This window comes from Pseudomonas sp. ICMP 8385, assembly GCF_002699915.1.
Lineage (GTDB): Bacteria > Pseudomonadota > Gammaproteobacteria > Pseudomonadales > Pseudomonadaceae > Aquipseudomonas > Aquipseudomonas gessardii.
In genome coordinates this window covers 62,493-85,631 of record NZ_LKBY01000124.1, presented here as the reverse complement: position 1 = coordinate 85,631, position 23,139 = coordinate 62,493, and the positions used below count along the sequence as shown (strand labels likewise).

At 62.3% G+C, this 23,139-nt stretch carries 21 protein-coding genes; 7 read left to right on the top strand and 14 right to left on the bottom strand.

Annotated features, from left to right (window positions below; genetic code table 11):
* Genes AO268_RS24555 through AO268_RS24545 form a run of 3 tightly spaced genes read right to left on the bottom strand, consistent with a single transcriptional unit; the run spans position 1 to position 2,758 of the window.
* The gene (locus tag AO268_RS24555; protein ID WP_076961625.1) at positions 1–1,425 is read right to left on the bottom strand and encodes an N-acetylmuramoyl-L-alanine amidase; all 1,425 of its coding nucleotides are present in this window, start codon (positions 1,423–1,425) and stop codon (positions 1–3) included.
* 17 nt (positions 1,426–1,442) lie between these two features.
* Positions 1,443–1,910, bottom strand: a complete 468-nt coding sequence (tsaE, locus tag AO268_RS24550) for a tRNA (adenosine(37)-N6)-threonylcarbamoyltransferase complex ATPase subunit type 1 TsaE (RefSeq protein ID WP_099170124.1) — start codon at positions 1,908–1,910, stop codon at positions 1,443–1,445.
* Complete coding sequence (locus AO268_RS24545) at positions 1,898–2,758, bottom strand: NAD(P)H-hydrate dehydratase (RefSeq protein WP_076961579.1); 861 nt, start codon at positions 2,756–2,758, stop codon at positions 1,898–1,900. Before AO268_RS24545 ends, tsaE begins: the two co-directional genes overlap by 13 nt.
* 63 nt (positions 2,759–2,821) lie before the next feature.
* Here AO268_RS24545 and queG point away from each other — a divergent pair, with 63 nt between their 5' ends.
* Entirely contained in the window at positions 2,822–3,886 is a 1,065-nt protein-coding gene (gene queG / locus AO268_RS24540; protein ID WP_099170123.1) for a tRNA epoxyqueuosine(34) reductase QueG, read from the top strand.
* On the opposite strand, the gene AO268_RS24535 is transcribed toward queG, so the two are convergent.
* A complete protein-coding gene (locus AO268_RS24535) occupies positions 3,883–4,497 on the bottom strand; it encodes a trimeric intracellular cation channel family protein (RefSeq protein WP_169863991.1) in 615 nt (204 codons plus the stop codon). The two genes, queG and AO268_RS24535, sit on opposite strands and share 4 nt — an antisense overlap.
* A 430-nt stretch (positions 4,498–4,927) precedes the next feature.
* Positions 4,928–5,470, bottom strand: a complete 543-nt coding sequence (orn, locus tag AO268_RS24530; protein WP_076961582.1) for an oligoribonuclease — start codon at positions 5,468–5,470, stop codon at positions 4,928–4,930.
* A 107-nt stretch (positions 5,471–5,577) separates the two neighbouring features.
* Here orn and rsgA point away from each other — a divergent pair, with 107 nt between their 5' ends.
* Together rsgA and AO268_RS24520 are read left to right on the top strand one after the other, a co-directional pair.
* Entirely contained in the window at positions 5,578–6,609 is a 1,032-nt protein-coding gene (gene rsgA, locus AO268_RS24525; protein ID WP_099170122.1) for a small ribosomal subunit biogenesis GTPase RsgA, read from the top strand.
* Positions 6,610–6,893: 284 nt separating this feature from the next.
* Entirely contained in the window at positions 6,894–7,289 is a 396-nt protein-coding gene (locus tag AO268_RS24520; protein ID WP_076961626.1) for a type II toxin-antitoxin system PemK/MazF family toxin, read from the top strand.
* A gap of 54 nt (positions 7,290–7,343) precedes the next feature.
* On the opposite strand, the gene motB is transcribed toward AO268_RS24520, so the two are convergent.
* Together motB and motA are read right to left on the bottom strand one after the other, a co-directional pair.
* Positions 7,344–8,366, bottom strand: coding sequence for a flagellar motor protein MotB (gene motB, locus AO268_RS24515; protein WP_099170121.1), 1,023 nt, complete (start codon positions 8,364–8,366; stop codon positions 7,344–7,346).
* Between the two features lie 3 nt (positions 8,367–8,369).
* Complete coding sequence (gene motA, locus AO268_RS24510; RefSeq protein WP_076961585.1) at positions 8,370–9,221, bottom strand: flagellar motor stator protein MotA; 852 nt, start codon at positions 9,219–9,221, stop codon at positions 8,370–8,372.
* Between the two features lie 166 nt (positions 9,222–9,387).
* Here motA and AO268_RS24505 point away from each other — a divergent pair, with 166 nt between their 5' ends.
* From AO268_RS24505 to asd, 3 genes are read left to right on the top strand one after another with little or no spacing between them, the layout of a single operon-like run.
* Positions 9,388–10,923, top strand: a complete 1,536-nt coding sequence (locus AO268_RS24505) for an HDOD domain-containing protein (RefSeq protein WP_099170120.1) — start codon at positions 9,388–9,390, stop codon at positions 10,921–10,923.
* A 58-nt stretch (positions 10,924–10,981) separates the two neighbouring features.
* A complete protein-coding gene (rhdA, locus tag AO268_RS24500; protein WP_099170119.1) occupies positions 10,982–11,797 on the top strand; it encodes a thiosulfate sulfurtransferase in 816 nt (271 codons plus the stop codon).
* Positions 11,798–11,813: 16 nt separating this feature from the next.
* The gene (gene asd / locus AO268_RS24495) at positions 11,814–12,674 is read left to right on the top strand and encodes an archaetidylserine decarboxylase (protein WP_076961588.1); all 861 of its coding nucleotides are present in this window, start codon (positions 11,814–11,816) and stop codon (positions 12,672–12,674) included.
* Between the two features lie 139 nt (positions 12,675–12,813).
* Here asd and serB read toward each other — a convergent pair whose 3' ends face one another.
* Positions 12,814–14,028, bottom strand: coding sequence for a phosphoserine phosphatase SerB (gene serB / locus AO268_RS24490; protein WP_076961589.1), 1,215 nt, complete (start codon positions 14,026–14,028; stop codon positions 12,814–12,816).
* 133 nt (positions 14,029–14,161) lie between these two features.
* On the opposite strand from serB, the gene AO268_RS24485 reads away from it, so the two are divergent.
* Positions 14,162–15,694, top strand: a complete 1,533-nt coding sequence (locus AO268_RS24485) for an AhpA/YtjB family protein (protein WP_076961590.1) — start codon at positions 14,162–14,164, stop codon at positions 15,692–15,694.
* Between the two features lie 187 nt (positions 15,695–15,881).
* Here AO268_RS24485 and AO268_RS24480 read toward each other — a convergent pair whose 3' ends face one another.
* The 6 genes from AO268_RS24480 to AO268_RS24455 form a co-directional block, all read right to left on the bottom strand.
* A complete protein-coding gene (locus AO268_RS24480) occupies positions 15,882–16,589 on the bottom strand; it encodes a PqiC family protein (RefSeq protein WP_029299146.1) in 708 nt (235 codons plus the stop codon).
* Between the two features lie 176 nt (positions 16,590–16,765).
* A complete protein-coding gene (parC, locus tag AO268_RS24475; protein ID WP_099170118.1) occupies positions 16,766–19,030 on the bottom strand; it encodes a DNA topoisomerase IV subunit A in 2,265 nt (754 codons plus the stop codon).
* 10 nt (positions 19,031–19,040) lie between these two features.
* Complete coding sequence (locus tag AO268_RS24470; RefSeq protein ID WP_076961592.1) at positions 19,041–19,562, bottom strand: retropepsin-like aspartic protease family protein; 522 nt, start codon at positions 19,560–19,562, stop codon at positions 19,041–19,043.
* Entirely contained in the window at positions 19,559–20,554 is a 996-nt protein-coding gene (locus AO268_RS24465) for an esterase-like activity of phytase family protein (protein ID WP_099170117.1), read from the bottom strand. The genes AO268_RS24470 and AO268_RS24465 overlap by 4 nt, the downstream gene beginning before the upstream one ends.
* Positions 20,554–22,458, bottom strand: coding sequence for a DNA topoisomerase IV subunit B (parE, locus tag AO268_RS24460; protein WP_076961594.1), 1,905 nt, complete (start codon positions 22,456–22,458; stop codon positions 20,554–20,556). Before parE ends, AO268_RS24465 begins: the two co-directional genes overlap by 1 nt.
* 44 nt (positions 22,459–22,502) lie before the next feature.
* The gene (locus AO268_RS24455) at positions 22,503–23,111 is read right to left on the bottom strand and encodes a YqiA/YcfP family alpha/beta fold hydrolase (RefSeq protein ID WP_099170116.1); all 609 of its coding nucleotides are present in this window, start codon (positions 23,109–23,111) and stop codon (positions 22,503–22,505) included.
* Between the last annotated feature and the right edge of the window lie 28 nt (positions 23,112–23,139).

Here is a 23,139-nt window from a genome sequence, read left to right as displayed (position 1 = left end):
TCATTGCTGTGCTGCCAATTCAGTGCCGGGGATGGTCAACACCTGGCCGACTTTCAGTTCATCGGTCTTCAGGCTGTTGGCGCTGCGCAATGCAGCGGCCGACACCTGAAAGCGTACAGCCAGCATGGCCAGGGTGTCGCCAGGCTGCACCCGGTGATCACGCGGGCCCTGGGCGATCTTCCCGGAATCGCGCAGCCAGGCGATATAGGTGCCCGGTGGCGGGTTCTGCTGGAAGAACTGGCGCACGCCGGAACTGATGGAGCGCGCCAGCGCCTGCTGGTGGCTGGCGCTGGCCAGTTTGTTGGCTTCGTTGGCGTTGGAGATAAAGCCGGTTTCCACCAGGATCGACGGGATATCCGGCGACTTGAGCACCATAAACCCAGCCTGCTCCACCCGCTGCTTGTGCAGCGGCGTGACCCGGCCCATGTTGCTCAACACCTTCTGCCCGACGTTAAGGCTGGAGGTCAGCGAGGCGGTCATCGACAAGTCCAGCAATACACCGGCGAGCATGCGGTCTTTGTCGTCCAAAGACACGTTGCCGGCGCCGCCGATCAAGTCGGAACGGTTTTCGCTGTCGGCCAGCCAGCGCGCGGTCTCGGACGTGGCGCCGCGATCCGACAGGGCAAACACCGAAGCACCGAAGGCCGCCTTCGATGGTGCGGCGTCGGCGTGGATCGACACGAACAGGTCGGCGCCCTTCTTGCGCGCGATTTCAGTACGCCCACGCAATGGGATGAAGTAGTCGCCGGTACGGGTCAGTTCGGCACGATAGCCTTTCATCCCGTTGATCTGGCGCTGCAGCTCCCGGGCGATGGCCAGGACCACGTCTTTTTCGTGCTGGCCACGGGAGCCCGAAGCGCCCGGGTCTTCACCGCCGTGGCCGGCGTCGATCACGACGATGACGTCACGCTTGCCGGCCGGCGCTGGCGGCAGTGGTGGCAACTTGACCTGGGGCTGCGCAGGGTTGACCGGCACCGCCGGTGTGGTAGCAACGGCAGGGGTCGGCGCCGGGGCTGGCGCAGCGTCGGCCGGGTTGTCAAAGAGGTCGACCACCAGGCGGTTGCCATACTGGGCGTTCGGCGCGAGGGAAAAGCTCTTGGGCGTAACGACCTTCTTCAGGTCGATGACCACCCGCAGGTCGGTCGGCGTGCGCTGGGCCGAGCGCATGGCGGTAATCGGCGTGTTGGCGGTGGAGACCTTCAGGGGCGCGGCCAGGGTCGCACCGTTGATGTCGATCACCAGGCGATCAGGCGCCGTCAGGGTAAAGACACTGTGCTGGACCGGGCCAGACAGGTCGAACACCAGTCGCGTGTTATCCGGCGCTCGCCACAGGCGCACACTTTTTACCTGTGAAGCGGCCAGAGCATTGACAGTCATTGCCGCAAGCAACACCCCCACGACAGCAACCAACGCGCGAAAGCGCATACCTAACCCACCCATTATTAGAATTCCAAAGCCAAAGCGGCACACCAGGACTCACTGCGTGCGCTCTGGGACAACAATTTCAACTGACGTCCATGGTTATGCGGGGTAATGGTAATGGTCAGGTCGGGCTTTGGCAAAAAGCCTGTGCCCTTGTCCGGCCACTCGATCAGGCATAAGGCGTCGCCATCGAAGTAATCGCGGATGCCCATGTACTCCAATTCCTCGGGATCCACCAGGCGATACAGGTCGAAATGGAACGCTCGCACGTCACCGATCTCGTAAGGCTCTACCAGGGTGAACGTCGGACTTTTCACCGCGCCGGCGTGCCCAAGCCCGCGAATGATGCCGCGTGACAGCGTGGTTTTGCCGGCGCCCAGGTCACCCTGCAGGAAAATCAGGCCCACGCCCTGGGTAATCTCCGCAATGCGTTTGCCAAAAGCCACCATGGCCTCTTCATCCGCGATAAACAGCGTTACTTCAGACACGGTGACTGCTCCTCCAACAACTGACGAATGGCCGGAATCAGATCGCTGGCCGCCAAGCCGCGACCCAAGGCGCCCTGGCGCTCGCCCGCCATGGCGTGCAACCACACCGCCAGGCTGGCGGCCTCGAACGCCGGCATACCCTGGGCCAGCAGCGCGCCGAGCAAACCTGCGAGCACATCGCCCAGGCCCGCCGAGGCCATGGCCGGATGCCCCTGGTCACAACGCGCTACCCGCCCATCCGGGCTGGCAATCAAGCTCCCCGCGCCCTTGAGTACCGTGACGGCGTTGAATTTCTGGCTCAGCGCGCGCGCTACCTTAAGCCGGTCGGCCTGAACCGCGGCTGTCGAGATGCCCATCAGCCGCGCCGCCTCCCCCGGGTGCGGCGTGATCACGCAATCGGCCGGCAACGTGACATGGCCGGCGGCCAGCAGGTTCAGGGCATCAGCATCCCAGACCTGGGGTTGCCGGGCATTGGCCGCCACCGACAGCAGGCTCTTGCCCCAGGCCATGTCGCCCAGGCCCGGGCCGATCACGATCACCGAGACTTTTTCCAACAAGCCCATCAACTGATTGGCCGAATGCACGCCCCGCGCCATGACTTCCGGCAAACGGGTCAAGGCGGCCGGCACATGTTCGCTGCGGGTCGCCAGGGACACCAGGCCAGCACCACTGCGCAGCGCACTTTCGGCACTCAGCAGCGCCGCGCCGCCAAAGCCATGGTCGCCGCCGATCACCAGTACATGACCAAACCGGCCCTTATGGGCCCCTGGAGAACGCGCAGCCAGTTGCGGCAAATAGCCGGGCAACAGGGGCTGAACGTCGGTTATTTCGTGTTTTGTCTGCGGCATGCGTCTTCAAGCTCCGATGTCTGGCAGAATTATACGCATCTAACCTGCGGTTTCTCTCGTCTCATGCCTGCTATTACCACCGATCTGCCCGCCCTCGCCCAATCGATCAAAGACTGGGGCCGCGAGCTGGGCTTTCAGCAAGTCGGCATCAGCGGCCTGGACCTGGCCGAGCATGAACAGCACCTGCAGCGCTGGCTCGACGCGGGCTATCACGGCGAGATGGACTACATGGGCGCCCATGGCAGCAAACGCTCGCACCCGGACGAACTGGTGCCCGGCACCTTGCGCGTGGTGTCCCTGCGCATGGATTACCTGCCCGGCGACACGCACATGGCGCAACGGCTGGCCCAACCCGAAAAAGCCTACATCTCCCGTTATGCCCTGGGCCGCGACTACCACAAGCTGATCCGCAAGCGCGTGCAGCAACTGGCCGACCGCATCCAGGCGCAGATCGGCCCGTTTGGTTTCCGCGCCTTTGTCGACAGCGCCCCGGTGCTGGAAAAAGCCATCGCCGAACAGGCCGGTCTAGGCTGGATCGGCAAAAACACCCTGGTCCTCAACCGCAAGGCCGGCAGCTACTTCTTCCTCAGCGAGTTGTTTGTCGACCTGCCGCTGCCCGTCGACCCGCCCCACAGCACCGAACATTGCGGGCGCTGCACCGCCTGCCTGGACATCTGCCCGACCAATGCCTTCGTCGGGCCTTATGTACTGGATGCCCGGCGCTGCATTTCCTACCTGACCATCGAACTCAAGAGCGCGATCCCCGAGGATCTGCGACCGCTGATTGGCAACCGGGTGTTCGGCTGCGATGACTGTCAGATCGTTTGCCCGTGGAATCGTTTCGCCAGATCTTCAGCCGAAAGCGATTTCAAACCGCGCCATAATCTGGATAACGCCGAACTGGCCGAGTTATTTATGTGGGATGAGGATAAATTCCTCAGCAACACCGAAGGCTCGCCCCTGCGCCGCGCCGGTTATGAGCGCTGGCTGCGCAACCTGGCCGTGGGCCTGGGCAACGCGCCCTCCAGCATTCCAGTGCTGGAAGCCTTGAAGGCGCGGCGGGACTACCCCTCCGAACTGGTCCGCGAACATGTGGAATGGGCGCTGAACCAGCACGCAACACGCTAGTGTTCGTCGTTGTAGACGAACTTGGGCATTTCCCAATGAAAGCGGATCGCCAGCAGGCGCAATAGAAAGCCGCTGAACAGGGTGAGCAGGATCGCCTGCTCGCTGGGCAGTTCCAGATAGAGACACAGCATGTAGCACCAGGCGGCGAGGAACGACACGCTGGCATACAGTTCGCGGCGGAAGATCAGCGGGATATCGTTACAGAAGATATCCCGCAGGATCCCGCCAAACACCCCGGTGATCACCCCGCTGACCGAGGCCACCAGCATGCCGTGGCCCATTTCCAGGGCCGTCATGCAGCCGATCAGGGTGAAGGCCACCAGGCCTACGGCATCCAGCGCCAGGAACAGCGAGCGCAGATGGCGCATCAAGGGCGCGATAAAGATCGTGACCAATGCCGCGACAGAGGTCAGCACCAGGTATTCCGGGTGTTTGACCCAGGTCAGCGGGTAGTGGCCAAGCAACACATCGCGCACCGAACCGCCACCCAGCGCCGTCACGCAGGCGATCAACACCACGCCAAACCAATCCATGCCGCGCCGGCCGGCGGACAGGGCGCCGGTCATGGCTTCGGCGGTGATGGCGATGAGGTAGAGCATCAACAGCATGATGGCGATCCTTGCAAAGAGGCGCGCAGTCTAATCATTTGGCGGGGGCACCAAAAGGGGGCGCTCGGCGAAAGACCGAGCATGCCCACACTTGGAATGCGATCAAATGTGTGGCTTGCCTACGATAGCGGTAGGTCAGTCGAGACATCCTTGCTTGATCCACCGCCATCGCGGGCAAGCCCTAATGCCAGTCAGTTAAGCCTTTTTGTAGGAGCGAGCTTGCTCGCGAAGAACTTGAGAGCGCCGCGGTTACCTAGCAAACACGCGTTATCGTTGACGTCCTTCGCGAGCAAGCTCGCTCCTACAGAAAGCAGAATCCGCTTAACTGACTGGCATTAGGGCAAGCCCGCTCCCACAGGGGATTTGGGCAGGGCCACACAGCAACTGTGGGAGCGGGCTTGCCCGCAATGGCACCGGCCCTGGCGCCACGAACTCAAGCCTTGATGAAATGCTTGCGGTAATGCTGCAACTCGGCAATCGACTCGCGGATATCATCCAGTGCCAGGTGGGTACTGCCCTTGTGGAAGCTGTCTTTAACCTCCGGTGCCCAGCGCGCGGCCAGTTCTTTCAAGGTCGACACATCCAGGTTGCGGTAGTGGAAGTAGCTTTCCAGCTCCTTCATATGGGTATAAAGGAAGCGGCGGTCCTGGCAGATACTGTTGCCACAGATCGGCGACTTGCCCTTGGGCACCCACTGCTCCAGGAAGGCAATCGTCTGGGCCTGCGCCTCGGCCATGCTGATGCGGCTGTCGCGCACGCGCTGGGTCAGGCCCGAGTTGCCGTGGGTGCGGGTGTTCCACTCGTCCATGGTGGCCAGCACCGCGTCGCTGTGGTGGATGGCGATCACCGGACCTTCGGCCAAGGTGTTGAGGTTGCTGTCGGTGACAATGGTCGCCATCTCGATGATGACGTCGGTGTCAGGGTTCAGACCGGTCATTTCCAGATCGATCCAAATCAGGTTCTGTGGGTTTTGCATGTCGTGGTTCCTTGGCACCTTGGCGTAGCTGCGCAGTTTAGCAGGCCGGGCGTGCTAGACTCGCGACCGTTTTATCCAACCTTATGCATTATCGACACGGAACACCAATGGCCAAACGCCAGCTCAACCGCCGCCAAAACTGGCGCATCGAAAAGATCCAGGGTGAACGCGCTGCCCGCGCCGCCAAACGTGAATCCTCTGCCGTGGAAGCGCTGGAGGGTGGCGACCTGGGCCCCGAGCAAACGGGCCTGGTGATCGCGCACTTTGGGGTGCAGGTCGAAGTCGAAGCCCTGGAAGGCGAGCTGGCCGGTGCAGTGTTCCGCTGCCACCTGCGCGCCAACCTGCCGGCGCTGGTCACCGGCGACAAGGTGGTGTGGCGCGCCGGCAACCAGGGCATCGGGGTGATTGTCGCGCAACTGCCGCGCACCACCGAACTGCGTCGCCCGGACAGCCGTGGCCAACTCAAGCCGGTGGCGGCCAACGTCGACATGATTGTCATCGTCTTCGCGCCATTGCCCGAGCCCCACGCCAACCTGATCGACCGCTACCTGGTGGCCGCCGAACACGCCGGCATCCGCCCGCTGTTGCTGCTGAACAAATTCGACCTGATCGACGAACAGAACGCCCCGGCGCTCAATGCCTTGCTCGCGGTGTATCGGCAGTTGGGCTACCCGGTGCTGGAAGTCTCGGCGCACCATGGCAATGGCATGGAGCAGCTGCAACAGCAGTTGGACGGGCGCATCAGCGTGTTCGTCGGCCAGTCGGGCGTGGGCAAGTCGTCGCTGGTCAACAGCCTGTTGCCGGAAGTCGAGACCCGCGTCGGCCCGTTGTCGGAACTGTCCGGCCAGGGTACGCACACCACCACCACCGCGCGCCTGTTCCACTTCCCGGGCGGTGGCGAACTGATCGACTCCCCCGGCATCCGTGAATTCGGCCTGGGCCACGTCAGCCGTGCCGATGTAGAAGCGGGGTTCATCGAGTTCAACGACCTGATCGGCACCTGCCGCTTCCGCGACTGCAAGCATGACCGCGAGCCAGGCTGCGCCTTGCTCAAGGCCCTGGAAGACGGGCGCGTGCAGCAGCAGCGGATGAACAGCTATCGCTCGATCATCGCCAGCTTGCCGGAGAGCAGCTACTGAGTGGCCATGCCTTGATACACATAAAGTGCAGCCTGCAACCCCCTACTCCATTGATTTAATAGGGGCCGGCATCAAGAATTCAGGACAACTGGGTGGCTCGTCGACACAAGCCAGCTTGAATTCGGAATTCCTGATGCCCATAATCACTCCGTTACCGGCGAAAGTCGGCAGGAGTCTGGATCCTTCCCGGAGTTGATCCAGCGGCGCAGAAGGGGCGAAGCAAGCTCCACTGCGTGTCGAATGAAGCCGCCTTCGGGCGGCTTTGCTTTTTACGGGACATTCGATTGACTCTCTACTATCACCCCAAACAAGGCGATATTCTTCTCTGCGATTTCACACGAGGCTTTGTCGCCCCTGAAATGCTGAAGATCCGCAAAGTCGTGGTGATATCCCCTACTGCCACCCACAATCGCAAGCTCTGCACTGTGGTACCTATTTCCTCTACCGCCCCCACAGTCCAGCATGACGGGCACCACCTACTGCACCTCAATCCACTTCAATCCGATGGCTACAAAGAGCTGTGGGTAAAGTGCGACATGATTTATACCGTGAGTTTCGAGCGCCTCGACAAACTCCATAGAAAGACCCGCTCCAAAGGTCGGGAGTACTTCGTACCCCGCCTGCAGACCGATGATATGAAAGGTGTGATCAGTGGCGTCAAAGCTTACCTCCCACTCTGAGCCTAAATAGGAAACGCCCCGACAGATCGGGGCGTTTTCATTGAGACGGTACGCTTACGACCCTATCGCAGGCACCGTAGGATCCTTCACCCCACCCTCATCAAACAGATTCAGCTTCTGCCGCAACTCATGGGCCGGCAACGGCTGCTGCTCTGGCGGTAACGCGTTCGGGTCCACCGGTACTTCACCCGGCGCGCCATCGCCCTGGGTCGGCACCGGCGGCGTGGCGCCCTGCTCACCCTCAATGGCGCGCTGGGCCTTTTTGGTCAGCACCACAATATCGATGCGCCGGTTGATCGGGTTGAACGGGTCCTGGGCATCAAACAGCTGCGATGAAGCAAACCCCACCACGCGCGCCACCTGGGTATCGGGATAGCTGCCGGCCACCAGGGCACGGCGGGCGGCGTTGGCGCGGTTGGCAGACAGCTCCCAGTTACCGAAATCACCCAGGCCCGAATATGGCTTGGCATCGGTGTGGCCGCTGACGCTGATCTTGTTCGGCACCGCCTTGATGGTGTCGGCCATGGCCAGCAGGATATCTTCAAAGTAAGGCTTCAGGCGCGCACTGCCAGAGTCGAACATCGGTCGATTGGCAGCATCCATGATCTGGATACGCAAGCCGTCTGCGCTGATCTCGAAGTGGATCTGATCCTTGAATTTTTGCAGTTGCGGGTTCTCATCGACCTTGTTCTGCAATTCTTGCAGCAACAACTCCAGGCGCTCCTGCTCGACCTGCTCGGCCATGCTCTCGACGGTCTGGCGCTCGATCGGGATATTTTCCTGAGGCGCTTCGGTCTGCACCTCCGGGTTGATGGTGCGCTCGGGGGCCAACTCTGGCGAGCCGCCCAGGTCAATCACAAACGGCGTGCCGCTCTCGGAAAAGCCGATGGGATCCTTGAAATAGCCGGCAATGGCGATCTTTTGTTCCGGCGTCGCGGTGGACATCAGCCACAGCACCAAAAAGAACGCCATCATCGCCGTCGCAAAGTCGGCGAAGGCAATTTTCCAGGCGCCGCCGTGGTGCCCGGCAGCGAAGCGCTTGACGCGCTTGATGATGATTGGCTGGTTGTTTTCCATGGCTTAGCGACCGCGAACTGCTTGTTCCAGCTCGGCAAAGCTTGGACGGTGCTTCGGGTACAGGACCTTGCGCCCGAACTCAACCGCCAGGGACGGTGGCATGCCAGAGGCCGATGCCACCAGGGAAGCCTTGATCGCCTCGTAGACGTTCAGCTCTTCCTTGGCATCGTGGGCCAGGGAGGTGGCGAGCGGTCCAAAGAAGCCATAAGCCGCGAGAATACCGAAGAAGGTCCCCACCAAGGCGGCACCGACGTGCATGCCGATCGCCGCCTGGTCGCCTTCGCCCAGGGAGGCCATCGTCACCACGATACCCAGCACCGCCGCGACAATACCGAAACCGGGCATGCCGTCGGCGATACCGGTCACCGCATGGGCGGGGTGTTCGAGTTCTTCCTTGAGGCTGAACAGCTCCATGTCGAACAGGCCTTCGAGTTCATGCGGGGCCATGTTGCCGGAGGACATGATGCGCAGGTAGTCACAGACGTATGCGGTCATGCGGTCGTCCTTGAGCACGGTCGGGTACTTGGCGAAGATCGGGCTCGCCGCAGCGTCCTCGATATCGGCCTCGATGGCCATCATGCCTTCGCGGCGGCTCTTGTTGAGGATCTCGTAGACCAGGCCCAGCACTTCCAGGTAGAAGGTGTGGGAAAAGCGCGAGCTGAACATGCCCAGCGACTTTTTGACCACGTGCATGGTCATGTAGCCTGGGTTAGCCTGCAGGAAAGCGCCAAACGCCGCACCACCGATGATCAGCACTTCAAAGGGCTGGATCAGCGCAGCAATTTTACCGTGGGACAGAACATATCCGCCGAGCACACTTGCGATGACGACGATGATGCCGATAATTTTAGCCATAGGGGATGAGTACTTGCGCCGTCGGGTTCATGGACATATTCGGAAGATCTAAAAACTCTTCTTCTACTTATCGGCAAAACTGCGCCAGACTATAGCCCGTTAAGGCGAAAAGCCAGTTCGGCCCACTCCGGGCGTGTTGACCGCAAGTGATGATCGCGCCCCAATCATGGCAAACGAAACGACCGTTCCAACCTCCACACCCAACTCCCTGGCCGGCTGGATCAAGCGCCTGGACGGGGTTCACCTGCCCGTCCCGCAAGCGAGCCATGTTGCCGTGTGCAGGGCGATCGGCGACAGCCGCCGTTCGTTGCGAGATATTGCAGAGCTGATGCAAGACAGCCCGGCGCTGGTTTTGAGCGTTATGCGCGAAGCCAACAACCAGGCCCACGGCAGCCTGGCAGAACCTGCAGAAAACCTTGAAGTGGCGATCAACCGCCTCGGCTTGAAGCGCACCGAAGAACTGCTCGCGCGCCTGCCGTCAGTGCCGCTCAATGAAATCCCCGTGGCCCTGCGCCAACTGCAATTGATCAGCCAGCATGCCTCGCAACAGGCCAACGGCCTGTTCGCCAGCCGCCTGGCGCGGCTGTGGCAGGATATTCATTGGGGCAGCCTGCTGTTTCTCTCGCCGCTGTGGCCGATGGCCGTGGCCTACCCAAAGCTTTTGGAGGAATGGGAACTGCGGGTGATCCACAAGGGCCAATCGGCACGCAAGGTCGAACAGGAACTGTTCGGCGTGCGCCTGCTGGAGCTGTGCCTGGGGCTGACCGAGACTTGGCGCCTGCCGATCTGGGTGTCCCAGGGCTACCAACTGCTGCTCAAGGAACAACGCTTGCTGGTCAAGGCCCTGCACATCGCCCGCGATGAAGCGCCCTTGAGCCAGCAGCAAAAGCTCGATGACGACCCAACGCTGCGCCGCTGGCTGAACCAGCCGGCCAACACCGTGCTGCTGGCCAATGGCATGGCACTGGCGGCCCAGGAGTCCTGGACCTGCCCGCACACCCAGCGCTGGCAGTACCTCACCGCGCTGTATCTGCAACAACCGCTGGCCGACGTGCAGCAACAGGTGCACCAACAGGCCGTCATCAGCGCCCGCCATACCTTGACCGCCGGCCTCTGGCACCCGGCGTTGGCGCTGATCTGGCCGTGGCATGTGCAACGGGTGCACCGCGGCCTGCTGCCAGCACCGCCACCGACGGCCGAAGCCCTTGCGGTGTGGCGCAAGCGTTGCAGCGAGCTGTTGCTGGAACCCAGCCGCTTCGCCAATGCCATGCACCTGACCACTTGCGCCAAGGAGGCCCTGGTGGCCAGTGGCATGCAGCGTGTGATGCTGCTGATGGCGGACAAAGCGCTGGCCACTTTACGCGTACATCAGGTCGATGGCCTGCCCAGGGACGCCGCCAACCTGAGCCTTGAGGCCGCCCACAGCACGCTGCTGCAACGCTTGCTGGAAAAATCTGCGCAAGTGCGCCTGACCCCGGACAACCACGCGCAATTTGCGGCGCTGCTGCCCGCTTCATTGCAGCGCCTGTTCGTCGGCGAGCACCTGCTGTTGCGCTCCCTGAGCTGTAACGGCCGGGTGGTGATGCTGATGATTGCCGACCAGGGTGGCGGGCCGTTCTCCGAAACCACTGTGCAGGCCTTCGGCAAAACCGCCCAATGCATCGAGAAAGCCCTGCACTGCTTTACCAACCGCACCGCCTGATGCTTGTGTTACAATCGCCTTCTTTATATCGCCCAACCGCGTGCCCGGGAGACCTCATATGCCTGACTTTTCTGGCTTGCCGCTGGTAATCGAACCCAGCGACCTGCTTGGCCGCCTCGCCGCCGAGCCGTTGATTCTGGTAGACCTCACCAGCGCCGCCCGTTATGCCCAGGGGCATATCCCCGGCGCGCACTTCGTTGACCCCAAGCGCACCCAACTGGGCCAACCTCCGGCACCGGGGCTGCTGCCGGCCAAGGCCGACCTGGAGAAGCTGTTCGGCGAACTGGGCCACACCCCGGACGCCACCTACGTGGTGTACGACGACGAAGGCGGCGGCTGGGCCGGGCGGTTTATCTGGTTGCTCGACGTGATCGGCCACAAAAAATATCACTACCTTGATGGCGGCCTGCTGGCATGGCTGGATGAACAGCACCCCGTGTCCACCGAGGCCACCGCAGCCGTCGGCGGCCCAGCCAGCCTGACCCTGCACGACGAGCCCACCGCCACCCGCGAGTACCTGCAAAGCCGCCTCGGCGCTGCCGACCTGGGCATCTGGGATGCCCGTGGCCCGCTGGAGTACAGCGGCGAAAAAGTCCTCGCCGCCAAGGGCGGGCACATTCCCGGCGCAGTCAACTTTGAATGGACCGCCGGCATGGACAAGGCACGCAACCTGCGGATCCGCCGCGACATGCCGCAGATCCTCGAAGACCTGGGCCTGACCAAAGACAAAGAAATCATTACCCACTGCCAGACTCACCACCGTTCTGGCTTCACCTACCTGGTGGCCAAGGCGCTCGGTTATCCGCGAGTCAAAGGTTATGCCGGTTCCTGGGGCGAATGGGGCAACCACCCCGACACCCCCGTCGAGATTTAAGGTTTAAGGACAGTTCATGAAAAAGCGTTTGTTTATCCTCAGCCAGCACCTGCTGCCCCATCACCTGCTGTCGCGCCTGGCCGGCTGCATTGCCGAATGCCGCGTGCGCTGGTTCAAGAATGCCTTCACCACCTGGTTCGCCAAGCGCTACCAGGTGGATATGTCCCAGGCCCTGGTGGAGGATGTGACAGCTTACGAGCACTTCAACGCCTTCTTCACCCGTGCCCTGAAAGACGGCGCGCGCCCACTGGACCCAACCCCGGGCGCGGTGTTGAGCCCGGCAGACGGCGCCGTCAGCCAGCTCGGCCCGATCGAGCACGGTCGTGTGTTCCAGGCCAAGGGCCACAGTTTCAGTGTGCTGGAATTGCTCGGTGGCGACGCCGCCGTTGCCGCACCGTTCATGGGCGGCGACTTTGCCACCATCTACCTGTCGCCGAAGGACTACCACCGCGTGCACATGCCACTGGCCGGCACCCTGCGGGAAATGGTCTATGTGCCTGGGCGGATTTTCTCGGTCAACCAGACCACCGCCGAAAACGTGCCGGAGCTGTTTGCGCGTAACGAGCGTGTTGTCTGCCTGTTCGATACCGAACGCGGCCCGATGGCCGTGGTATTGGTGGGCGCGATGATTGTGGCGTCGATTGAAACCGTATGGGCCGGGCTGGTGACGCCGCCCAAGCGCGAGCTGAAAACCGTACGCTACGACGAAGCCGCCCGTGCACCGATCTTTCTGGAAAAAGGTGCGGAACTGGGGCGCTTCAAGCTGGGTTCGACGGCTATCGTGCTGTTTGGGCCGGATCAGGTGAAGTGGGATGAAGAACTGGTGGCGGGAACGCCAGTGCAGATGGGCCAGGGTATCGCGCTGCCAAAAGCCTGATCCCCCAAAAACCTGAAGCTGGAACCCAATCAATGTGGGAGCTGGCTTGCCTGCGATAGCGATGGTGAATCCAACACCGCTATCGCAGGCAAGCCAGCTCCCACATTTTTAAACGCATTTCAACACTAGGGTCGGATTGTTACAGCTGGCCGTCGCGGTCGCGAAAGCCCAACAGATACAACACACCGTCCAGCCCCAAGGTCGAAATCGCCTGCTTGGCCGACTGCTTGACCAGCGGCTTGGCACGGAACGCCACGCCCAGCCCGGCGATAGCCAGCATCGGCAAGTCATTGGCGCCGTCGCCGACCGCAATGGTTTGCTCCAGACGCAAGCCTTCCTTGTGCGCCAACTCCCGTAGCAGATCAGCTTTGCGCTGCGCATCGACAATCGGCTCGACCGCCACGCCCGTCACCTTGCCATCCACCACTTCCAGCTCGTTGGCGAATACATAGTCGATGCCCAGCTTGGCCTGCAATTGCTTGGCAAAGTAGGTAAAGCCGCCCGAGAGGATCGCGGTCTTGTAGCCCAGGCGCTTGAGCTCGGCGAACAGGGTCTCGGCACCTTCGGTCAAGCGCAGGGAGGCGCCGATGGCGTCGAGGACGCTGACGTCCAGGCCCTTGAGCAGCGCCAGGCGCTCCTTGAAGCTGGCGCGAAAGTCCAACTCACCCGACATCGCGCGCTCGGTGATCGCAGAAACTTGCTCGCCAACGCCCGCAGCCTTGGCCAACTCATCGATGACTTCGGCTTCGATCAGGGTCGAGTCCATGTCGAATACCGCCAGGCGCCGGTTACGGCGGAACAACGAGTCTTCCTGGAAGGCGATATCCACGTTCAGTTCCTGGGCCACGCTGAGGAACTCGGCGCGCAAGGCCTGGGGATCGGCCGGTTCACCGCGCACAGAGAACTCGATGCAGCCCTTGCCCTGGTCCGCCGGCATGTCCAGCGGCATACGGCCCGACAAACGGTCGATATGATCGATATTCAGGCCATATTGCGCAGTGATCGAGCTGACCCGCTGCAATTGTTCAGCAGTCACCCGGCGCGTCAATAGCGTGACGATATGGCGCTTTTTACCTTGGCCAGCGACCCAATGCTGGTAATCCTCCTCGGAAACCGGGGTGAAACGTACCTGCTGATCCAGCTTATAGGCCGTAAACAGGATGTCCTTGAGCACGGACGAGGCCTGTTCGGTACTCGGGATCTCGACCAGGATGCCAAACGACAAGGTGTCGTGGATCACGGCCTGGCCAATATCGAGGATGGTCACGCCACCCTGGGCCAGGACACCGGTAATGGCTGCGGTAAGACCCGGACGATCTTCGCCGGTGATGTTAATCAGGACAATTTCGCGCAAAGCGCACCCCCGAGCTGGAAAAAAACCGCATTCTACCCACTTTCAGTGACCATCGGGCACAGCCAGCGCTTTGCCGGTCTTGGGCCTGTCGCTATACTGCGCGTCAACTTCACGGACCAAGAGCCGAGCGCAAGTGAACCGGCCCACGCCAGTAAAAACCGATAACTTCTTCCTGCTGATCTTCCGGGCACTGCGCCATCGCCGTGTACCGATCGCATTACGCATTGCCAGCCATAACGTGATCCTGGTCGCCCTGGCCCTGGTGATCTACGCCTGCGTGATGGGTTTGCAGTTCAAACAGGCCATGCACGAGCAAGCCGACGCCCTGGGCGAGAGTTTGACGACCCAGACCGCCACCTCGGCGACCGAGCTGTTGGTGTCCAATGACATTCTCAGCCTCAACGTGCTGCTCAATAACCTGACCAAGAACCCGCTGGTGGCCCACGCCGCCATCTACAGCGTGGACAACCGGATCATGGCCGAAGCCGGGCAACGCCCGAAAAACGGCCTGCTGGGTGAGGCCGAAGGCCTGTACCAGAGCAATATCACGTTTCAGGATGTGAAGGCCGGCCAATTGCGCATCAGCCTGGACATGCAACAGTTCCAGCAGCCGATGACCATCAGCCTGCAAAGCATGGGCATCCTCAGCGCGATCCTGCTGGCCTTGGCCCTGGCCTTGAGCCTGCGCCTGGGCCGGCATATCTCCACGCCCCTGATGCAACTGCGTATCTGGCTGCGCGACATCGACGAACACACCCCGGCCACCGACCGCCAGGATGAGATCGGCGACCTTGCCCGCCAGTTGCACACCAGCTTTGCCCCGGAGCCGGTCGTGCCCGAAGCCAAGCCTGAGCCTGAATTCGACGACACCGACTACGACGACGAACCCGAGTTCGAGGTGCGCAACCTGCGCGACCCGGGTTTCGACGAGCCAGCACCGGTGGCGGGCCTCAAGCCCGTAGCGCGCACAGCCATCAAGGCCGACGAAGACAGCCTGGACGATGACGACCCGTTTGCCGACCTGCGTGACGAGTCGGCGCCAAGCCCGGTGGTCGCGCCCAAGCCTGCCGCAGTTCACAACAGCCAGCCCCAGCACAGCGCGGTATTGGCCGTGCAACTGGGCGCCCAGGAGCAATTGCGCCGCCTGCCACGGGCCCGCCTGACCGAGCTGCTGGAACGCTATCGCGACTGCCTCGACCAGGCAGCCTCGCTGTACCAGAGCGAGCTGCACACCCTCAACGATGGCAGCACGCTGATGCTGTTCCACAGCGAAGATAGCGGCGAAGACTACCTGACCAATGCCATTTGCTGCGGTGAGCTGCTGCGCGCCCTGGGCCATGCCTTGCAGATCGAAGTCGCCGACAGCGGCATCACCCTGCAACTGCAACTGGGCCTGACCTTGGGCGACGATCTGTATGGCATGAGCCAGATCGACCTGCTGCTCACCGAAAACGCCCAGGACGCCCTGGCCTTGTCGCAACACAGCCGCAACCTGTTGCTGGTGGAGCGCAAGATCAGCGACGACGCCTTGATCCGCCAACGCGCACGCATCCGCCCGATTGCCAGCCCGGAAGGCGCGTGCTGTGTAGAGCGGTTGATGGAGCCTTACCCGTCGATGCTGGAGCGCCAGTTGGCGCGGATGCATGAGACCCGGAACAAGCCCTAAACAACACGGCGGGCTTGTGTGGGAGCGGGCTTGTCGGGTCGCCGCATCGCCGCGATGGCGGCGAATCAGTCAACCAAGATGTCGACTGACACACCCCTATCGCGGGCAAGCCCGCTCCCACATTTGATCTGCGCCAAACAAAAAGGCCCGCTTACTCAGCGGGCCTTTTATTTGGCTACGATCCAGGTCAGAACCTGAACACTTCCATGTCCGTGCGAATCGGCGAAGCCATCGGGATCTTCGGCTTTTCCGGGGCCGCCGGCTTGGCCGGCGCCGGGGCCTGCTTGCGGGGGGCCTCGGCAATCGGTGGCTGGTTGGCCAACGGCTTGAGGGCTACCGACAACTGTTCTGCCAAACGCTGCAACAACACACCCTGGGCCTGGACCTGGGACGCAGTGCTGCCGGCATGTTGCTCCTGCAGATGCACGATGCGGTTGTCCCGCACCTGGCCGCGGCGGTCGATCAAGCGCCATTGCGCGTCCAGGATGGCCGGCTGCGAAGCCCCGGAGTCCAGACGCGTGATAGTCAGCAACACCTGCACATCGGGGGAGAAGCTGGTAGGCGCTGGCGACAGCACCACACGCTGGCTGTCCAGATGGCCGGCCACCTGGCGCAGCATCAACTGGTTGATATCCGACGACAGGCTACCGGCCCAACGGCCGTCGATGGAGCCTTGCAGGCTGCCATCGTCCTGGCGTTGCAGCAGGGTTTCGCGTTGCAGGTAATCGGCAACCACGACTGGCCCGAGCAAGACGGCCATGCCAGCACTTTGCGCTGGCTGCGCCGGATTCCCGCTATCTAGCTGGTACAGCGACACCGGTTGGTGCGTCGTGCAACCCGCCAACCCCAAAAGGCCAGCGAGCATCAGAAATAAAGGAAGGCGTGGAGCAGTCATCATCCCATCCAGGTGGCTGCCACAAGGCAAACCACAATGTAATACTAAAAATAACCTATACGCGCTCAGCCACGCCGGCGCTGGAAAGGCCATATCATCCGTGAATATGCGCCATGACTCCAGCGCGAAAGCGCCGATCTACACGTTAAATCGTAGATCGGGCGCTCTATATCGCCTTAAGCGGGTGTCTCTACCAACAATGCATCCACCCGCTGGAAGCCACGGGGCAATTTGTTCCCGCGTCGTCCACGCTCGCCCTTGTAATGCTCAAGGTCGTCAGGACGCAGCGACAGCGTGCGTTTGCCAGCCTGTAGCACCAGGGTCGAGCCCTCCGGGATCACGGCGATGTCGGTCACGTACTCTTCACGACTGGCCACCCGTTCCCCGGGAATCCCAATGATCTTGTTGCCCTTGCCCTTGCCCAGTTGCGGCAGGTCGCTGATCTTGAACACCAGCAAGCGCCCTTCGGTGGTCACCGAGGCCAGCCAATTGCCCTCGCGGTCCTCGACCGGACGCGGCAGGATCACCTTGGCGTTGTTCGGCAGGCTCAGCAACGCCTTGCCCGCCTTGTTCTTGGCCTGCAAGTCCTCGCCCTTGACCACAAACCCGTAGCCGGCGTCGGAGGCGATGACGTACAGCGAGTCATCATCGGGCAGCAAGACACATTCAAAACTCGCCCCTGGCGGCGGTGTCAGGCGGCCGGTCAGCGGTTCGCCCTGGCCCCGCGCAGACGGCAGGGTATGGGCCGGCACCGAATAACTACGCCCGGTGGAGTCGATAAACACCGCAAACTGGTTGGAACGCCCGGCCGCGGCGGTCTTGAACCCATCGCCGGCTTTGTACGACAAGCCAGTGGCATCGATATCATGCCCCTTGGCGGAGCGAACCCAACCCTTTTCCGACAGAACGACGGTAATTTTCTCGTTGGGCAACAGCTCGGTTTCTGTCAGGGCCTTGGCTTCGGTGCGCTCGACAATCGGCGAACGGCGGTCGTCGCCATAGGTCTCGGCATCTTTGATCAGTTCGCTGCGTACCAGCTTCTTGAGCTTGGCTTCGCTGCCCAGCAGGGCTTGCAGCTTGGCTTGCTCCTTGAGCAACGCGTCCTGTTCGTCGCGCAGCTTCATCTCTTCCAGGCGGGCCAACTGGCGCAGGCGGGTATCGAGGATGTAGTCGGCCTGGATCTCGCTCAGTTCGAAACGCGCGATCAACTCGGCTTTCGGGTGCTCGGCGGTACGGATGATGTGGATCACTTCATCCAGGTTGAGGTAGGCGATCAGCAAGCCGTCCAACAGGTGCAGGCGGCGCTCGACCTTGTCCAGGCGGAACTGCAGGCGGCGGCGCACGGTATTGACCCGGAACTCCAACCACTCCACCAGCAGGTTGCGCAGGTTTTTCAGCTGCGGCTTGCCATCCAGGCCGATGATGTTGACGTTGACCCGGTAGCTGGACTCCAGCTCGGTGCTGGCAAACAGATGCTGCATCAGCACTTCGTGATCGACCCGGCTATTGGTCGGGATAATCACGATGCGGCAAGGGTTCTCATGGTCGGACTCATCACGCAGGTCCGCCACTTGCGGCAGCTTCGAGGGCTTGGCCTGCATCAGCGCGGCAATCTGTTCCAGCACCTTGGCGCCGGAGACCTGGTGCGGCAAGGCGGTGACGATGATGTCGCCATCTTCGATGTGGTACACCGCGCGCATGCGCACCGAGCCCTTGCCGGTCTCGTACATCTTCAGCAGGTCAGCACGCGGGGTGATGATTTCTGCTTCGGTCGGGTAGTCCGGGCCCTGGATATGCTCGCACAGTTGCTCAACGGTGGCCTTGGGCTCATCGAGCAGGCGCACGCAGGCGGTGGCCACTTCACGCAGGTTGTGCGGCGGCACGTCGGTGGCCATGCCCACGGCGATGCCGGTGGTGCCGTTGAGCAGGATATTGGGCAGGCGCGCCGGCAATACCAGTGGCTCGTCGAGGGTGCCGTCGAAGTTCGGGCCCCAGTCTGCCGTGCCCTGGCCCAACTCGCTGAGCAGCACTTCGGAGTAGCGCGACAGCCGCGCCTCGGTGTAACGCATGGCGGCGAAGGACTTGGGATCATCCGGCGCACCCCAGTTGCCCTGGCCATCGACCAGGGTATAGCGGTAGCTGAACGGCTGGGCCATCAGCACCATGGCTTCGTAGCACGCCGAGTCGCCGTGGGGGTGGAACTTGCCGAGCACGTCACCGACGGTACGCGCCGACTTCTTGTGCTTGGAGTCCGTGTCCAGGCCCAACTCACTCATGGCGTAGATAATGCGCCGCTGTACCGGTTTCAGGCCGTCGCCGATATGCGGCAAGGCACGGTCCATGATCACGTACATGGAGTAGTTGAGGTAGGCATTTTCGGTGAAGTCAGCCAGCGACCGGCGCTCTACGCCGTCTAAGCTGTCTGCAAGGATGTCACTCATGCGGGCCTCATCATTGTCTGGTCTGGCGCAGCAGCAAGGTGCCGCCACGCTGGGTAAATTCAAGTTGTTTCAATGCACTCATGCCCAACAGCACTTGCTCGCCACCCAGGCCCGGCGCCACCAGGGCGCGCACATCCTGCAGGACGATATCCCCCAACTGCAGGCGGTCGAGGTGGGTGCGGTAGCCCTGGCTACGGCCGTTGGCGGTGCTCAAGGTCACCGGCAAACCGCGCTTGAGCCCCAGGCGTTCGGCCAACTCGGCCGGCACCGCCACGTCGGTGGCGCCGGTGTCGAGCATGAACTCCACCGGCTGGCCGTTGATCTGGCCAGTGGCGACAAAATGCCCCTGGCCGTTGCCGACCAGTTTCACTTCGATATAACCCTCGTGTTGCTGTGAGACGACCACGGCATTGGGGTTTTCCTGCCGCGCCTCCCATTGCCCGAAAAACCGCGTGGCCAGAAACAGCCCCGCGCCCCAGGCCACGAACATCAACACCCGCCCGGCACGCTTGCCCGGTGGTTGTGCGCTCATGGCTGGGCACCCCAGCCACCGGCCGGGGCGGCGAAACGATAGACCATCGGGCGTTTTTCACCATCGGCCCGGGCGCCGAAATTATTGTCGATGCCAATCCAGGCCCCCTCGGCATCAATCAGCAAAGCTTCCGCCAGGCCGTAGCTCTGGGGGTAACGTCGATGCGGCACCAGGGCGTCATCGGCGTAGGACCAGCACTGCTCGATCTTGGCCGTCACGCTGTCGCGCCGGCAAATCTGGAACACGTTGCGCTCCATGGTAAACAGCTTGCCATTGAACAACGCCAGGTCGGAAAAGTCCTTGGACACCGCCTTGGCCCCCGGAAACTGCGCCGGCTGCATTTCCTGGCCGGCCTCGCTCAGCAGCACGCACGGACCATCACAGTCCCACACGCTTTGCCCGCGCTTGATCGAGATCAGCCCACGCCGCTCACGCTCGGCCGCCAGCCAGATCTGATTGCCCTCGGGGTTGATCGCCAAGCCCTCAAATAACGCATTGAAGTGCAGCAACAGGCCACTGGCCCGGGCCTCGCGGACCATGCCGGGGGCGATCTTCAACCACTGCGGTGCACCCGTGGCCGGCACTTGCAGCACCGCCGCATGGGCTTCGCTGACGATATAGCGATTACCCGCAGCGTCACAGCTGATGCCTTCAAAGTCCAGGTCGCCGCCACGAATCACCGACGCCGCCGTGGTGCGCGCACGCAAGCCCCAGGGCAGGCCCGATTCGGGCACCGGCGGCACGTCGAGCTTTACCGCCTCGGCCTGCCAGGTATCGGCGCGGGTATCGAGGCGGTAGATCTGGTCGTCGTCGCGATCAGAGACGGTCCACAACTCTTTGCCGCACAAGGCCAGGCCCGACAGATTGCCGCCGCGCATGCCGTCTACCGGATGTTCGGACAGCAATTTGAGCTCGACCGCGGGCTGGGCAACCACTGGGGTCGCTGCCAACCCGCTCAACAACAGAATCGCCAGGGCGAAACCGCTGCGCATCAGCCCAAGACCTCGGCCAGGTTGCCTTTGGACTCCAGCCAGGCCTTGCGGTCGCCGGCGCGCTTCTTGGCCAGCAACATGTCCATCATTTCCGAGGTGGCGGCGTAGTCTTCCAGGGTCAACTGCACCAGGCGCCGGGTGTTCGGGTCCATGGTGGTTTCGCGCAGTTGCGGCGGGTTCATTTCACCCAGGCCCTTGAATCGGGTGACTTGTGGTTTGCCGCGTTTTTTCTCGGCCACCAGGCGGTCGAGGATGCCGTCGCGCTCGGCTTCGTCCAGGGCGTAGTAGATTTCTTTGCCCAGGTCGATACGGTACAGCGGCGGCATGGCCACGTAGACGTGACCGGCATCCACCAGCGGGCGGAAATGCTGGACGAACAGGGCGCAAAGCAACGTGGCGATGTGCAGGCCGTCGGAGTCGGCGTCGGCGAGGATGCAGATCTTGCCGTAGCGCAACTGGCTCATGTCCTCGGCGCCCGGATCGACGCCAATGGCCACGGCGATGTTGTGCACTTCCTGGCTGGCCAGCACTTCGCTGCCATCGACTTCCCAGGTATTGAGGATCTTGCCGCGCAGCGGCAGGATCGCCTGGAATTCCTTGTCCCGCGCCTGCTTGGCCGAACCGCCGGCAGAATCGCCTTCGACCAGGAACAGTTCGGAGCGCATCGGGTCCTGGCCGGCGCAGTCCGCCAGCTTGCCCGGCAGTGCCGGGCCCTGAGTGATGCGCTTGCGCTCGACCTTTTTACTGGCCTTGAGGCGCCGCCCGGCGTTGTTGATCGCCAGTTCCGCCAGGGCCAGGCCCAGTTCCGGGTGCTCGTTGAGCCACAGGCTGAACGCGTCCTTGACCACGCCCGAGACAAACGCCGCCGCCTCGCGGGACGACAGGCGCTCCTTGGTCTGGCCGGAGAATTGCGGCTCCTGCATCTTCATCGACAGCACAAAGGCGATGCGTTCCCAGACGTCTTCCGGCGCCAGCTTCACCCCACGCGGCAACAGGCTGCGGTATTCGCAGAATTCGCGCATGGCATCCAGCAAGCCCTGGCGCAGACCATTGACGTGGGTCCCGCCCTGGGCGGTGGGGATCAGGTTGACGTAGCTTTCCTGCACACTGTCGCCGCCCTCGGGCAACCACAGCAAGGCCCAGTCCACGGCCTCCTTGTTACCGGCCAGGCTGCCGCAGAACGGCTCGTTGGGCAGGCGCTCGAACTCGCTGACCGAGTCTTCGAGGTAGGAGCGCAGGCCGTCTTCGTAGTGCCACTCGACCTTTTCGCCGGTGCCTTTGTCTTCAAAGCTGACCAGCAAACCCGGGCACAACACGGCCTTGGCCTTGAGTACGTGCTTGAGGCGGCTGATGGAGAACTTGGGGGAGTCGAAATATTTCGGGTCCGGCGCAAAGTACACACTGGTGCCGGTGTTGCGCTTGCCGACCGTGCCGACCACTTCCAGCTCGGTGGCCTTGTAGCCATCGGCGAAGGTCATCTGGTATTCGTTGCCATCGCGCTTGACCTTGACCCGCACCTGCGTGGACAGGGCGTTGACCACGGAAATACCCACACCGTGCAAGCCGCCGGAAAACTGGTAGTTCTTGTTGGAGAACTTGCCGCCGGCGTGGAGCTTGGTGAGGATCAGCTCGACACCCGACACGCCCTCTTCGGGGTGGATGTCCACCGGCATGCCGCGCCCGTCGTCGGACACTTCCAGGGAGTGGTCGGCGTGCAGGATGACCTGGACCGACTTGGCGTGCCCGGCCAAGGCTTCGTCGACGCTGTTGTCGATGACTTCCTGGGCAAGGTGGTTCGGCCGACTGGTGTCGGTGTACATGCCGGGGCGTTTGCGCACCGGGTCGAGGCCCGAGAGGACTTCGATGGCGTCGGCGTTATAAGAGCTAGCGCTGGGAGTGGCCATAGGGTCTCGTCGTGAGTCGTTCGATTAAAAAGTAACCTGCGGTTTCACAATGCGGTGAAATCGAAGGATTGGTACTGATCTGCGCCAATGCCGGCAAAACTCAACAGCGCCGGCAATTGTTGGCCAAAGCCCTGGTAACTGTGGTCGCCACCGGCCTGGATACGCAAGGCGCAGGCCCGGTAATACTGCTCGGCGAGGCGATAATCCAGTGTTTCGTCCCCGGTCTGCAACCACACCTGATAACGCTGGGCATCCTGGGGCGCTGCAACCTCAAGCGCAGCCAGGGCCGCGACGTGATCGAGGGTCAGTTCCCAGGTTTCACCGGTGTAGAGGTTCTGCTGAGGGCCCAGGTAACCGTCGAACATGCGATGGGGGCTGACCGCCGGGTTGACCAGCAGGGCCTTGAGGCCATGGCGTTCGGCAAGATGGGTTGCATAGTAGCCGCCGAGTGAGCTGCCGACCAGCAGCGGCCGCCCCAGCTCGCTGATCGCCTGCTCCAGCTGGGCAATCGCCTGGCGTGGGTGGTGATGCAAGGCCGGCACCCGCAGTTGGCCAGCCAGACCGAGGCTGTCCATCACGCCCATCAGTTGGCTGGCCTTGGTCGAGGCCGGCGCACTGTTGAAACCGTGGATATACAAGATCGAAGCGGACATGCCGGGCTCTCCGTGCGTTATCAGCCAA

What these genes read in the sequence shown, in the direction of transcription:
- AO268_RS24480 (WP_029299146.1), bottom strand. Translation starts at nt 16,589, where the DNA reads ATGACTGCTCCACGCCTTCCTTTATTTCTGATGCTCGCTGGCCTTTTG.
- AO268_RS24555 (WP_076961625.1), bottom strand. Translation starts at nt 1,425, where the DNA reads ATGCGCTTTCGCGCGTTGGTTGCTGTCGTGGGGGTGTTGCTTGCGGCA.
- motB (WP_099170121.1), bottom strand. Translation starts at nt 8,366, where the DNA reads ATGGAAAACAACCAGCCAATCATCATCAAGCGCGTCAAGCGCTTCGCT.
- parC (WP_099170118.1), bottom strand. Translation starts at nt 19,030, where the DNA reads ATGAGTGACATCCTTGCAGACAGCTTAGACGGCGTAGAGCGCCGGTCG.
- rhdA (WP_099170119.1), top strand. Translation starts at nt 10,982, where the DNA reads ATGCCTGACTTTTCTGGCTTGCCGCTGGTAATCGAACCCAGCGACCTG.
- parE (WP_076961594.1), bottom strand. Translation starts at nt 22,458, where the DNA reads ATGGCCACTCCCAGCGCTAGCTCTTATAACGCCGACGCCATCGAAGTC.
- asd (WP_076961588.1), top strand. Translation starts at nt 11,814, where the DNA reads ATGAAAAAGCGTTTGTTTATCCTCAGCCAGCACCTGCTGCCCCATCAC.
- AO268_RS24470 (WP_076961592.1), bottom strand. Translation starts at nt 19,562, where the DNA reads ATGAGCGCACAACCACCGGGCAAGCGTGCCGGGCGGGTGTTGATGTTC.
- AO268_RS24465 (WP_099170117.1), bottom strand. Translation starts at nt 20,554, where the DNA reads ATGCGCAGCGGTTTCGCCCTGGCGATTCTGTTGTTGAGCGGGTTGGCA.
- queG (WP_099170123.1), top strand. Translation starts at nt 2,822, where the DNA reads ATGCCTGCTATTACCACCGATCTGCCCGCCCTCGCCCAATCGATCAAA.
- motA (WP_076961585.1), bottom strand. Translation starts at nt 9,221, where the DNA reads ATGGCTAAAATTATCGGCATCATCGTCGTCATCGCAAGTGTGCTCGGC.
- AO268_RS24505 (WP_099170120.1), top strand. Translation starts at nt 9,388, where the DNA reads ATGGCAAACGAAACGACCGTTCCAACCTCCACACCCAACTCCCTGGCC.
- AO268_RS24455 (WP_099170116.1), bottom strand. Translation starts at nt 23,111, where the DNA reads ATGTCCGCTTCGATCTTGTATATCCACGGTTTCAACAGTGCGCCGGCC.
- AO268_RS24545 (WP_076961579.1), bottom strand. Translation starts at nt 2,758, where the DNA reads ATGCCGCAGACAAAACACGAAATAACCGACGTTCAGCCCCTGTTGCCC.
- orn (WP_076961582.1), bottom strand. Translation starts at nt 5,470, where the DNA reads ATGCAAAACCCACAGAACCTGATTTGGATCGATCTGGAAATGACCGGT.
- rsgA (WP_099170122.1), top strand. Translation starts at nt 5,578, where the DNA reads ATGGCCAAACGCCAGCTCAACCGCCGCCAAAACTGGCGCATCGAAAAG.